The 12,483-nt window shown below is 71.0% G+C and carries 12 protein-coding genes, 1 pseudogene and 1 riboswitch; of the genes and pseudogenes, 8 read left to right on the top strand and 5 right to left on the bottom strand.

Translation table 11 applies throughout. The features are described from left to right. Positions 1-297 precede the first annotated feature (297 nt). The 3 genes from ABZS42_RS24520 to ABZS42_RS24510 all read right to left on the bottom strand — a co-directional run bounded on the left by ABZS42_RS24520 (position 298) and on the right by ABZS42_RS24510 (position 3,887). Complete coding sequence (locus ABZS42_RS24520) at positions 298-2,091, bottom strand: ricin-type beta-trefoil lectin domain protein (protein ID WP_355148969.1); 1,794 nt, start codon at positions 2,089-2,091, stop codon at positions 298-300. 156 nt (positions 2,092-2,247) lie between these two features. Beyond that, positions 2,248-3,087 (bottom strand): tetrahydrofolate dehydrogenase/cyclohydrolase catalytic domain-containing protein, encoded by an 840-nt coding sequence (locus ABZS42_RS24515; RefSeq protein WP_355148967.1) that lies wholly within the window; start codon positions 3,085-3,087, stop codon positions 2,248-2,250. A 23-nt stretch (positions 3,088-3,110) separates the two neighbouring features. Beyond that, a riboswitch (ZMP/ZTP riboswitch) is annotated at positions 3,111-3,190 on the bottom strand. Between the two features lie 163 nt (positions 3,191-3,353). Continuing rightward, a complete protein-coding gene (locus tag ABZS42_RS24510; protein WP_355148965.1) occupies positions 3,354-3,887 on the bottom strand; it encodes a phosphoribosyltransferase family protein in 534 nt (177 codons plus the stop codon). A 140-nt stretch (positions 3,888-4,027) separates the two neighbouring features. On the opposite strand from ABZS42_RS24510, the gene ABZS42_RS24505 reads away from it, so the two are divergent. The 7 genes and pseudogenes from ABZS42_RS24505 to ABZS42_RS24475 all read left to right on the top strand — a co-directional run bounded on the left by ABZS42_RS24505 (position 4,028) and on the right by ABZS42_RS24475 (position 9,937). Further along, positions 4,028-4,369, top strand: a complete 342-nt coding sequence (locus ABZS42_RS24505) for a VOC family protein (RefSeq protein ID WP_355148963.1) — start codon at positions 4,028-4,030, stop codon at positions 4,367-4,369. A gap of 157 nt (positions 4,370-4,526) precedes the next feature. Further along, on the top strand, positions 4,527-4,886 hold the full coding sequence (locus ABZS42_RS24500; protein ID WP_355148961.1) for a GNAT family N-acetyltransferase: 360 nt from the start codon (positions 4,527-4,529) through the stop codon (positions 4,884-4,886). An 84-nt stretch (positions 4,887-4,970) separates the two neighbouring features. After that, the gene (locus ABZS42_RS24495) at positions 4,971-5,702 is read left to right on the top strand and encodes a methyltransferase domain-containing protein (RefSeq protein ID WP_355148959.1); all 732 of its coding nucleotides are present in this window, start codon (positions 4,971-4,973) and stop codon (positions 5,700-5,702) included. A 224-nt stretch (positions 5,703-5,926) separates the two neighbouring features. After that, positions 5,927-6,508 carry a DUF3592 domain-containing protein gene (locus ABZS42_RS24490; RefSeq protein ID WP_355148958.1) on the top strand — a complete coding sequence of 194 codons (582 nt, stop codon included), beginning with the start codon at positions 5,927-5,929 and terminating at the stop codon, positions 6,506-6,508. Between the two features lie 196 nt (positions 6,509-6,704). Further along, positions 6,705-8,006 (top strand): nucleotide disphospho-sugar-binding domain-containing protein, encoded by a 1,302-nt coding sequence (locus tag ABZS42_RS24485; protein WP_355148956.1) that lies wholly within the window; start codon positions 6,705-6,707, stop codon positions 8,004-8,006. Between the two features lie 178 nt (positions 8,007-8,184). Beyond that, positions 8,185-8,808 (top strand): annotated as a pseudogene (locus ABZS42_RS24480) (DUF6518 family protein). Between the two features lie 160 nt (positions 8,809-8,968). Then, positions 8,969-9,937 (top strand): hypothetical protein, encoded by a 969-nt coding sequence (locus ABZS42_RS24475; RefSeq protein WP_355148954.1) that lies wholly within the window; start codon positions 8,969-8,971, stop codon positions 9,935-9,937. Positions 9,938-9,970: 33 nt separating this feature from the next. Here ABZS42_RS24475 and ABZS42_RS24470 read toward each other — a convergent pair whose 3' ends face one another. Both ABZS42_RS24470 and ABZS42_RS24465 read right to left on the bottom strand, forming a co-directional pair. Beyond that, complete coding sequence (locus ABZS42_RS24470) at positions 9,971-10,621, bottom strand: HAD family hydrolase (RefSeq protein ID WP_355148952.1); 651 nt, start codon at positions 10,619-10,621, stop codon at positions 9,971-9,973. A 333-nt stretch (positions 10,622-10,954) separates the two neighbouring features. Further along, positions 10,955-11,665 carry an HAD-IA family hydrolase gene (locus ABZS42_RS24465; RefSeq protein ID WP_355148950.1) on the bottom strand — a complete coding sequence of 237 codons (711 nt, stop codon included), beginning with the start codon at positions 11,663-11,665 and terminating at the stop codon, positions 10,955-10,957. 263 nt (positions 11,666-11,928) lie between these two features. Between ABZS42_RS24465 and ABZS42_RS24460 the strand changes: the two genes are divergently transcribed. Continuing rightward, positions 11,929-12,465: an alpha/beta hydrolase gene (locus ABZS42_RS24460; protein WP_355148948.1), complete on the top strand. Its 537-nt coding sequence runs from the start codon at positions 11,929-11,931 to the stop codon at positions 12,463-12,465. Positions 12,466-12,483: the final 18 nt, after the last annotated feature.

Genomic DNA, 12,483 nt, shown 5'->3' with positions numbered 1-12,483 from the left:
GACCTCTCCTGCGCCGGCAGGTACCGGCAAAATGGGCAAACCCGCCCTGCCGGCGCCGCCGGAGTTGACGAGCTCGAGCAGACTAACGCCCGACTCGCCACAGATGATCAATTCTTGCCGCAAAAGTGAGCCTGTTTACATAGATGAACCGCTTCGTCGTCCACTCTGGACGCCGAGATCGCCCGCCCTGCCGCACCCGTGGACGGCGCCGGGCGTCCTGTCGTCGCCGAGCGGTGACCTGCGCGAAAAGGGGGCGCAGCCGAACGACTGCGCCCCCTTTTCGTGCCGCGACCCGACTCAGCGGTGCCACTTCTGGTTGGAGGTGCCACCGCAGGACCACAGCTGCAACCGCGTACCGCTGCTGGTCTGCATGTCCGTGGCGTCGACGCACTTGTCGGCACGCTTGTTCACCAGGTCGTGCGCGTTGTTCAACGTGAACTTCTGCGAGGAACTGCCGTTGCAGCCGCTCAACAGAATCCGCGCGCCGTCCGCGGTCGACCCGCCTGCCACCGTCATGCATCGGCCGAACGCTCGGACAGTCCCGTCGCTGTAGAACGTCCACCGTTGGTTCGGGCCGCCGTTGCACGTCCAGATCTGCAACTGCGGGTTGCTCGTGTACGCGCCGTCGGTCACGTCGATGCACCGGCCGCTGCCGTACCCGATGATCGGACCGGCGCCGCTCACCGGCTGCGGCCCCGGGTTCGCCGGCGCGGTACTGGTGTGCGGCTTCGGCGTCGTCGCGGGCGGCGGCGCGGCGGTCTTCGGACCACCGGTGTGGGCCGGTCCCCCGGTGGCCGTGCCGCCCGTGGCCTGACCACCCTGCGCTGGCCGGGTCGGCGCGGTGCCACCCGGCCCGGCGGGCGAACGCGACGGAGCACCCGCCGGCTTGGTCGGGCGCGGACCCGGCAGCCGCGAGTCGCCCTGGTAACTGGTGGTGTACGCCTCGGTCAACGCGATGAACCTGCGCACCGCCGGCGAGTCCGGGACACCGCCGGCCCGCTGCACCGCCTCCGGTCCCCACTGGAACGCGGCGAGCGCCATCTGGTACGCGTCGCCCTGTCCCACCTGGCCGACTTCCCGGACCAGCCGGCACATCACCGCACCGAGCGCCCCGATCGCCTGGTGCGGATCCCACGGTGAGGCGGTGGCGGCGTTCGGGGCGTACCGCGCCCACACCTCGGGGTTAAACTGTGCGATGCCCTGCGCACCGTTCGAGCCGAACAGGTTCGGGTTGAACGCCGACGCGGCCATCAGCTGGGCGGCGACCCGCGTCGACGGCACCGCCGGGCAAGCCTTCCCGGCGGCGAGGATCGCCGGCAGGTAGGCGTCCGGCACCGGCGTCGCCGGCGTACCCGTGCTCGGCTCCACCCCACCGACCGGCCCTGGGGACCGGGTCGGGTTGCTCTGGGTGAACTCCGGCTGGCGCGCGTACCAGGTGGCGTAGCCCGCCACCACACCGACGTACCGCTCGGCCTCGTCCGGCACGCCGCCCGCGTCACGGACAGCGGACAGCCCGGAGCGGTACGCCGCCAACGCCAGCTGCCACCGGTCACCGTTCGGGTCCGTCTGCCGCACCCGCCCGACGAGGTCGCACATGTAGTGCGCGAGCGCGACGATGTTCGCCTCCGGGTCCTCCCGTCGCGCGTCCGCTCCCGGTTTCCACTCGTCCCACACCGCGTCGGTCAGACCGGCGACCCCCGTACCGCCGCCCTCGGTGCGGGCCGCCGGATCGAACCCGGACGCGGCCATCACCTGCCCGGCGAGACGCGCCGGGGTCAACGTCGGGCAGGCCAGCGCGGCCGCGGAGATGGTCTGCACCTGGCTGGCCGGCACCGGCTGACCGGTCCGCGCGTCGTCGGCGGTGGCCGCGCCGAACCCGGACACGGCCGCGACTCCGGCCGCGGCGGCCAGCGCGAACACCGCACCCGCCGCGACGCCCCGCCGCACCGGCGTGTCCAGCCGCGCCCACCCGCCGCGCAGCACCCGCGCCGCCGGGTACGACGGCGTCAAGCCTCGTCGCGCACGACGGGACACGTCGGTGAGCAGGCGGCGCAGCTTCGACGAGCCACCGGCGCCGGGCGTGGGTCGCATTTCTGTTGTTCCTCCCTGCGTACCGTCTCCGCATGCACGACGGTGCGCCGGCCCGGCTGGTTCACCCGCCGCCCGATCTGTTTCCGCCGCCTACCGGCGGGACCGGCGCGCCGCCGACTCCGGGCGCCGGTACGGCCGGCTCACAGCGGCCAGGGGTCAGCCGTGCAGCTCGGCGGCGTCGACGGTCTGCGACAGCAACATCGCGATGGTCATCGGCCCCACCCCACCCGGCACGGGGGTGATCAGGCTCGCCCGTTCGGCTGCGCCGGCGAACTCCACGTCGCCCACGTTGCCCGGGTTGTAGCCGGCGTCCACCACCACCGCCCCTGGCTTGATCCACTCGCCGCGCACCAGCTCCGGCACACCCGCCGCGGCCACCACCACGTCCGCCTCCACGACATGGGAAGCCAGGTCGACGGTGCGGGAGTGGCAGTACGTCACGGTCGCGTCCCGCGCCAGCAGCAGCATCCCCACCGGCTTGCCGAGGATCGCGCTGCGCCCCACGACGACCGCCCGGCACCCGCGCAGCGGCACGTCGTACGCGTCGAGCAGACGCATGATGCCGGCCGGCGTGGCGGACACGAATCCACGCTCCCCGAACGCCATCGCCGCGAACGACGCCCCGGTCACCCCGTCGACGTCCTTGTCCGCGGGAATCGCCTCGAACGCGGCACGCTCGTCGACGTGTGCCGGCACCGGGTGCTGCAACAGGATGCCGTCCACGGCGGGATCGGCGGAGATCTCCCGCAGCACCCCCACCAGTTCCTCGGTGCTGGCGGAAGCCGGCAGGTCCACCCGGCGCGACTCGATGCCCACCGCCGCGCAGCGGTTCACCTTCATCCGCACGTACGTGTGCGAGGCGGGGTCGTCCCCGACGAGAACCGTGGCCAGGCACGGCCGTCGTCCCTGCGTACGCTCGAACGCCGCGGCACGCTCCGCGGTCTCGTCGAGCAGCTTCCGGGACAGGGTCTGCCCGTCCATCAACGTCGCGGTCATGTGCGGCTCCTCACCCTCGTGGTGATGAGCACCCAGGCGGACGATGCTCCAGCTGACAGCGCTCCCCGGTGGTTAGCCACCCTCGCCAGTCGCGCAGGTCAAGGCTACCAACGCACGACCGGACCGCCCAGCCGCAGCGGGCCGTGCCGCCGTGGCAGCTGGACGGACCGGCTTCGGACGGTGCTGAGCTATCCATCAGCCCCGGTGTCCACGCACCTGACCCCCCGTCCGGACGGCGCCGGAGTCGGAGTCTTGCGATCTCGCTGTCAGCGGCTCTGGTCGGTGGAGGCCAGGTCGGCGCGGGTGAGCAGCGCACGCAGTGCGATGCCCTCGGCGGCCAACGCCTCGGCTCCGCCCTCCTGGCGGTCGATCACGCAGACGGCGGCGTCGACACGCGCGCCGAGCTGCCGCAGTTCCTTTGTCGAGAGCACGACCTGCCCACCGGAGGTCACCACGTCCTCGACCACCAGCACCTGCCGCCCGGCAACCTCCGCGCCCTCGGCCAGCCGCGAGGTGCCGTACGGCTTCGCCGCCTTGCGGACGAATGCGCACGGCAGCCCGGTGTGCCGGCCGAGCGCCGTGACGACGGCGATCCCGCCCATCTCCAGCCCGGCGAGCACCTCGGTGCCGGCGGGCACGAGGGCGACCATCTGTTCGGCCAGGGCGTCCAGCAGCACGGGGTCGGCCTCGAACTGGTACTTGTCGAAGTACTCGGTCGCCAGCCGCCCGGAACGGAGCACGAATTCACCGGTGAGCCGGGCCCGGGTGTCGATCTGACGGGCGAGATCATCGAGATTCATGGCAGTGATCTTGACATGGCACGAACGGACCGCAGCGGGCAGGCGATCGGGCCTCGACGCCTACTCGAAGCGCAGAAGACGCGCACTGCGCCGGCCGTGTCCTCCCCCGCCCGGATCCGATGTCCAATTAACCTGGCCGCATGGCCGTCGACCTGTTCGCAGGGATCCCCGTCAGCGATTACGGCGCGGCGTTGACCTGGTACGAGAGGCTGCTCGGCACCCCGCCGGCGTTCCTCCCGAACGACACCGAAGCCGTGTGGGAACTCGCCGAACACCGGTTCGTCTACATCGAACGGCTACCCGAGCACGCCGGCCACGCCCGGCACACCGTCTTCGTCGACGACCTCGACAGCCGGGTGGCCGCGGCGGCCGAGCGGGGGCTGGAACCGGCCGGACGGGAGACGTACGAGAACGGCGTACGGAAGATCACGTACGTCGACCCCGACGGCAACGAGATCGGATTCGGCGGAAGCCCCCGCTGACCGGACGCCGGCCTGACCAGCCTGGCCGCGCCACAAGTTGCCCGCGCACCCTCGAAAGACCGCAGGCTACGCTCACCGCCGTCGCCGTGGGAAGGACGGGCGTGACGATCGGGGTACGGCAGTTCCGCTGGCCGGACTACGGCACGGTGGCTGAGCTGTGGCGGCGGCCGGCCGCGACGTCCTGTCCCGAGACGAGCTGGAGACGAAGCTGCGGCGCGACCCACAGCTCTTCCTCGTGGCTGAGGCCGACGAGACAGTCGTGGGCGTGGTGCTGGGCACCTACGACGGCCGGCGAGGCTGGATCCTCCGGCTGGCGGTCGATCCGGCGCGCCGCCGACAGGGCGTCGCCACCCGTCTGATCGGTGAACTAGAGCAGCGGTTCGCGGCGCTGGGCTGCCCGCGAGTGAACCTGCTGGTCCTGCCGGAGGACGACGAGGCGCTGCGGTTCTGGCAGGCCCTCGGCTACCTGCCGTTCCCCGACGTGCTCTGCTCCAAGCCGATGGCCGCGCCACGGTAGCGCTGCTCCCGGCGATCAGTTGGCGGCTGTGATCCGGTGCATCGTGTCTACCGCTCGCCGGCTCCTGGCTGTTTAGTCGGACGCATGGCGCGAATCGCGTACGACAACTGGGACGCCGCGGCGTTCGCGGCGACCCGGCACCTCACCGACGAGGGACTCAGTGCCTGGCGCGAGGCCGTGACCCGGCACATCGACCCGCGCCCCGGAATGCGGCTTCTCGACCTGGGCTCCGGCACCGGCCACTGGGCGGAAAGCTTCACCGGCTGGTTCGCCGCCGTGGAGGTCGTCGGCGTCGAGCCGTCCGAGGCGATGCGAGCCCGCTGTGTGCACCAGCCCATGGTGGCCGGTGAGGCCACCCGCCTTCCGCTCGCCGACGACAGCGTCGACGCGGCCTGGATGTCCACGGTCATCCACCACATACCAGACCTCGGCGTCGCCGCCCGGGAACTGCGCCGCGTCCTGCGCCCAGGCGCCCCGCTGCTGATCCGCTCCGCGTTCGCGGGACGGCATCAGGCGATCAGCCTCTTCCGGTACTTCCCGGAAGCTGTCCGCGTGCTCGACACCTACCCCAGCGTGGCCGAGGTCGAGACCGCCTTCGCGGCCGCCGGCTTCGAGACCGTCGCCTTCGGAGCCGTACCCCAGGTCACCGCCACGTCCCTGCGGGCGGCCGCCGCGGCGCTACGCCGGGAGGCACACACTCCCCTGCAACTGATCACAGATGCCGAGTACGCCGCCGGCGTCGCCCGGCTCCGGGCGGCGGCGAGCACCACCACCGGGGCTGTGGTCGACGCCCTCGACCTGCTCGTGCTCCGCTGACCGCGACCCGGCGCATCGTCTGCCCACCCCGAATCCGTAGGAGGTCAGCCGACGGTTCCGCAACGCCGGGGCACCATCCCCTCCTGCCCTTGCCGCGTGCACAACCGACCACACGAGCACGAGATCCGGATCACTTGAGTGGCGGCCGGCCGAACCGGCGCGGTCCTCGTCACGTGGGTGCGGTGACAACCCTGGACCTGATCGGTGACCGGAGGACGGCTGACATGCCCAACCAGATCATGAGGAGCCTGGCCGGAATTCTGACCGGCAGGGGAGCACGCGCCGCCGCCGGTGCGACGCTCATCGCCGACGGGCTGGTCGGCATCGACGTTCCCGGCGGACGCAAGCGGACCGGCGTCTTCGGCTCCCTTGTGGTGCTCGCCGTCGGCCTGCTGTTCGTCGGGATCGGCTGGTGGTGGCACGGCCAGCATCAGCCGTACGCCGGCGGGACATCGGCGACCGCCACCGTCACCAGGGTCACGAGCTCTCGCGACACCGACGGCCGCACGATGTACTCGCGGATCCTGACGTTCACCACCTCGGACAACCGGCCGGTGGAGTTCACCGAGCCGGAACAGAGCAGCAAGCGCCCGCAGGTCGGTTCCACCGCCACGGTCTCCTACCTGCCGCAGGACCCGGAGTCGGCGCGCATCATCCCGGAGACGGACTGGCTTCCCTACGGCATCATCGCCATGGGCGCGCTGGCGGCGATCATCGGAGCGGTGATCTTCGTCGTACGCCTGGTCACCCTCGTCGCCGGCATCTACCTGCTGGCCGGCGCGGCCCGCCGCAAGGTCCGCCAGTAGGTGACGCATCGTGCCGTCCCGAGGCCGCACCCGACAGGTACGCCGGCCGCGCCGCCCGGTTCGGCACCCCGGCGCGGTGCGGCCGCTCGTCGTCGACGTAGCGCGGATCACGTGAACGCCCGCACCAAATCTTCCGTGCTGGAGGTGTTGGTCGGACCGCGCCGGGCCCGGCAACTTCGAGACGAGGAAGATCCGGATGGCAAAGGTAATAGCTGGGGCGACCCCTTTCCAGGGGCACGTGAGCCCGGTCCTCACGGTCGCGGCGGAGCTGGTCAGGCGTGGCCATGAGGTGGTCGTGTACACCGGGTCCCGCTTCGAGCAGCACGCGCTCGCGATCGGAGCACGGTTCCAGGCGTTGCCGCCGGAGGCCGACCTCGACGACCGGGAGTTCGACAAGCTCTACCCGGTGCGGGCCACCCTCCCGCCGGGCCCGGCCCAGTTGGCGTTCGACTTCGAGAACGTCTTCGTCGGCCACCTGCCCGCGCAGGTGCGGGGCCTGCGGGCGCTGCTGGCCGAGTTCCCCGCCGATGTGATCATCGGCGAGCTCGGGTTCCTGTCGATTCCGGTGCTCTACCTCTCCACGCCGCCGAAGCAACGCCCGACGCTCGTGACGCTGGGCACCATCCCCGTACTGCTCCCGCGCGAGGACACCGCGGCGGTCGACGCCGGTGCCGAGCCGACGCCGGAAGAGCAGGCGGACAGCGGCAACGCGGCGCAGAACGCTGAGGTGCCCGACATCTTCGTCCAGCTGCAGAAGTTCACCGAGGCGACGTTCGAGTCGTTGGGCGCGACGCTGCCCGACCCGCTCTTCCAGGCGCCCCTACAGCGCACGGACCACTACCTGCAGCTGACCGTGCCCGGCTTCGAGTTCCCCCGCAACAACCTTCCGGCGAACTTCCGGTTCGTCGGCATGCTGCCCCCGACTTCCGGCCGCGACTACGTCGAGCCGGCGTGGTGGCCGGAGCTGTCGGCCGGCCGTCCGGTGGTGGTCGTCACCCAGGGCACGGTCGCCAACGTCGACCTGAACGAACTGGTCATCCCCACGCTGCGTACCCTCGCCGACCTCGACGTCCTCGTGGTGGCCGCCACCGCACGCGAAGACGGGCCGGACCTGGTGCGCCAGGCGCTGCCCGAGGTACCGGACAATGTTCGGCTGGCCGGTTTCGTGCCGTTCGATCGGCTGCTGCCCCACGCCGACGTGCTGGTCACCAACGGCGGTTACGGCGGCGTGCAGACCGCCCTGTACCACGAGGTGCCGCTGGTGGTCGCCGGCGCCAGCGAGGACAAGCCGGAGGTGGCCGACCGGGTCGAGTGGACCGGCACCGGCGTCAACCTGCGTACCGGCAACCCTGAGGTGGCGGACCTGCGTACCGCGGTGCGGACGGTCCTCGGCGATCCGGCCTACCGCACCCGGGTCGAGGTCCTCGCCAAGGAGATCGGCCAGTACCAGCCGTTCGACGCCATCGCCGAGATCGTCGACGGGGCCGCCCGCCGCTGAACGACCGGCGGGACGGCGGGAATGCCGCCGCGCCTGTGGCGTCGGGCACCGCCTCGACCTCCGCGTTCCGTCCCGAACCGGATGATCGGGGCGGTGGCGTTCCCGCCGCACGTCGGTCCTCGGGTCTTCCGTGAAACGCCCTCACGACGGCCGAGGCCCGCGCGAAAGCATACTGAGTATGCTTCCCGCCGTGCACCCTGATCAGCGAACGACAGCACTCGCCGCCGTGGCGGGCGGCATCCTGCTCGGCGTCCTCGACTTTCTGTGGATCACGTCGGTGCCGTACCCCTTCGCCGAACTCGGCAACTCCACCGCCACCTGGGCGGTCGCGGCCTTCGCCTTCGGCTACTGGGTCCGATCCGGCCGGGTACGCCCGGCCCTCGCCGCCGCCGTCCTGCTTGTCGTGGCCGTACCCAGCTACTACCTGGCGGCGGCGCTCATCTAAGGCGACGCGCTGGCCGTGCTGTGGCAACCGTCGTCGCTGTTCTGGATGCTCCTCGGCGTCCTCGCCGGGGTCGTCTTCGGCACCGGCGGCGCCTGGGCCCGCAAGACGGGCTGGCGACAGATCGTCGGAATCGCGCTGCCGGCCGCGGCGTTCTTCGAGGAAGCGGCGAGGTTCGCCCGCCGCGCCAACGACCCCGACTATCCCTCGGGCTACTGGTGGAACGTCGCCATCGACGTCGCACTCGCCGTCCTGATCGTCGCGCTCATCGGACGGACGTTCCGGCAGCGAGCGCTCGCACTGGTTACCGCCCTGCCCCTGGCCGCGATCGTCTTCCTCGGGTTCGCACTGGTCGGCTGACCGCTACGAGGTGTCACACGGCATCCACGCGTAGGATCCGCCCGGCCCGAATCCAGCCGACCACTTGCCGATTGACCGAAACGGCCGCCCGGCGGATCGGGCGCCGGGCAGGATTGGGCCGGATCGTCCGAGCGGGACCACCCCCGCCAGGGGAGGTGTCATGGCCGCCGTCCGGATTCCGCCGAACTTCTTCGGCATCCCCTTCGGCCTCGCCGGCCTGGGCAACACCTGGATCGTGGCCGGACATCACCGCGGCGCGCCGACGTGGATCGGCAACGCCGTGCTCGCGCTCGCCGCGCTCACCTGGCTCACCGTCGTGGCGGCGTACGCGACGTACGTCCTGCCGAAACCGAGAACCCTCGCCGGCGACATGGCGGACCCGATCACCGGCCCGTTCGTCTCGCTCGCCGTCATCACCCCGATGCTGCTCGCCGCCCAGGGCGTCGCCCCGTACGACAGAGGCGTCGCGCGGATCCTCGTCGACGTGTTCCTGGTCCTCACCGTCATCTACGGTGGCTGGATAACCGGGCAGTGGATCTACGGCCGGGTCGCCATCGACCAGATCCATCCCGGTTATCTCCTGCCCACCGTGACAGGCGGATTCGTCGCCTCGGGGGCCGCGCACGTCGTCGGTCAGCACACCCTGGCGGATGTCATGTTCGGGCTCGGGCTCATCTGCTGGCTCATGCTCGGGTCGATGATCCTGAACCGCCTCTTCACCCGGCCGCAGCTGCCGGCACCGCTCGTACCGACCCTCGCGATCGAGGTGGCACCCCCCGCCGTTGCCGGGCTCGCGCTCCTCGCCCGCAACGGCGGCCAGATCGACATCTGGGTGATGCTGATCTCCGGGTACGGGCTGCTGCTGGTCCTGGCGCAGATCCGCCTTCTAGCGCTCTACCTGCGGCTGCGCTTCGCCCCGAGCTTCTGGGCGTTCACGTTCTCCTGGTCGGCAGTGGCCACGATGGCTCTGGACTGGCTCACCAGCGGCGAACCGCCAGGCCACCGCGTCTACTCGTACCTCGTGCTGGCGGCCATCTCGGCGCTGATCGGCGGCATCGCCGTACGGTCGATCGTGGCCGCGGCGCGCGGACGGTTCCTGCCGCCGCCTGATCCACCGGCGGCGGCCTGACCGGAGCCTGGGTCACCACCGCAGCTCGCCGCCCTAGGGCGCGTTGTGCCTCGCAACCAGGTCCGGGAGTTCCTCGAGCGAATCGATGCGGAACAGGCACTGCTCCGACACGGCCGGGATGTCGAGGATGTGACCCCACGGAGAACGCCTGATCAGGCATGCCTTCATACCGGCCGCAACGGCCGGGCGTGCGTCGTTGTCGGGCCGATCGCCGACGTACAGGATCGAGGATGGATCGCCACCGCCTTCGCGAACGACGTGCCCGAAGAAGGCCGGGGACGGCTTCGCCACACCCCAACCTTCCGACGTGCCGATCACGTTCACGGGCAGGTCGAGAGCGCGCAGAATCGCCTCGGCGTGGGCCGGCTGATTGCCGGCCAGGCCCACGAGCAGGCCCTGGCTCCGCAGAGCGGCGAGACATGATCGCGCGTCCGGGTAGAGATCCTCTTCCCCGAACCACTCCGGCTCACCCGCGGCCGCCCGGCGTTCGAGTTCGACCGCGAGATCGAAATCGGGCCGGAACACCCGAAACGGCTCCTGCCAGTCCGAACCTCGCGCGATCGCCGCACCGAAGACCGCCGAAAACGTGTGCCGTGGAACGCCGAGCCAGTCCGCCCAGGCCCCGAACTCGCGGGACTCGTCGAGAATCGTCCCGCCGATGTCGAAGAAGACCGCGTCGATCACCGGCGTTCCCCCGTCCCGGTCGCGTTGCCAGAGGGGGTCACCCGTGCAGTGCGACGATCTGGTCAGGCCGACCCCCGGTCGCTCGTCCAACTCCGAACCACAGGCTATGTCGACCATGTCGACGTGCGGGTCCTTGCCCGCCACCCCTGACAGCCGGACGCAGAGCCGGACGTGGATCTCGGCGGCCACGAAGCCACCACCATGTCCGGCCCCGTCATAGGCGACATCCACCTCAAGGCGCCCGTCTCGGCCCACGCGCTGTCCGAACAGGACGCCGGCGCGGTCGCTGGCAGCGCATGCTCCAGCACACCCTGCGAGTCTGGAAATACCTCCTCATCCGGTCGTGACGCCCGGAACGCCCGTCGTCCTATGGTCACCGGCGACCTTTCCTCCGAGTATGGCGGGCAGGTCGCGCAGAGTAGCGATGGTCGGCCCGCCCCAGCCCGGGTCGGTGTCGTTGTACTCCGTGGTCCGGAAGACAGTCATACCGACCGCTGCCGCCCCGGCCAGCTCGCCGTCTGCGCCGTCGCCGACAAAGACGCACTCCGCCGGCCGAACAAGCAGGCGCTCGGCAGCAAGGTGATAGATCGCCGGATCGGGCTTGGCCAGCCCGACATCGCAGGAGAAGACCGCGACGTCGAACCGTTGGGCGAGCGGACTCTCCGGCCATGCCTCGGCGGTGTCCGAGGTGGCATTGCTGATGAGGGCCAGCGGATGCCCGTCGCCGCGTAACGCCTCGAGCACGTCCAGGGTGGCGGCCGAGACGCCGGCCAGCACCCGGCAACCGAGGGCCCGCCGATGCTCACCGGCCCGTGCCACCTGTTCGTTGGTCGGTGTGCCGCCGAGGCGTCCGGCGAGAAGGTGGATCGTCTCCTCCACGTCCCACCGGACCAGCCGGTCCCGCCAGGTAGCGTGGTACGCGGCGACCAGATCGGCGGGAGCCACCCCGACCATGACCGCCATCTCGCCGACTACCCGGTCACGCTCCTCGTCGGCCCCCTCGACCAGAGTGTGGAAGAGATCGAAGATCACTGGTCGAGGCATCTCAGCATCCTACTGAGATCGCCACCGGTCCGGTGCCGACCGCCTCAGTCCTCCCCGCCGCCACCGCCCTCGACCGGCACAGCGTGCCGCGGGCCGTGCGCCTTGCCGTCGCCGGTGCGGGCCTCGACCCGCGCGACCGGACCCCCGCGAGTTGCGGGCACAGCATCGTGTCCCTGCCGCGTTGTGGCCCGTGAACGGCCCGACGACGCCGTCTTGCCAGATGTGGAGCGCCGCGGGAAGTGCCTTGAGTTAGGGTCGCGCGCATGGCTGACGCTGTCGTGATTCCAGGCGGTATGTACGGACCCGGCGCTCCCCTGCTGATGTACTCCGGCGATGTTGCGGAGCAACGGGGCGCAACGGTACACCGACACTCGTGGTCCCCGAAGTTTCCGGCAGCCAGTCAGCCCGAAATCGAAAGCTGGGTCGCCGGTGACGTGGTTCCGCTGATCGACACCATCGGCGGTCGCCCACTGCTGATCGGCAAGTCGCTCGGCACCAACGCGGCAGCGATCGCCGCCGAGAGATCCTTGCCCGCCGTGTGGCTCACACCCCTGCTCGACCTGCCGTGGGTGGCCGACGCGCTGGCCCGCGCGACCGCGCCGTTCCTACTCGTGGGTGGCACGGCCGACAAGAGATGGGACGGTGACATCGCCCGCCGACTGACGCCCCACCTGCTGGAAGTGGAAGGCGCGGATCACGGCATGTACGTGCCCGGCCCACTCACCGAGTCGATCGCGGTGCTCAGTCAAGTCGTGGTCGCCGTGGAAGAGTTCCTCGATGCTGTTGGCTGGCCGGCCTGATCACCTGGTCCGCGTCGC

It is taken from the genome of Micromonospora sp. NPDC005367 (assembly GCF_040606825.1).
GTDB lineage: Bacteria > Actinomycetota > Actinomycetes > Mycobacteriales > Micromonosporaceae > Micromonospora.
This window is presented reverse-complemented; position numbering and strand designations above follow the sequence as displayed.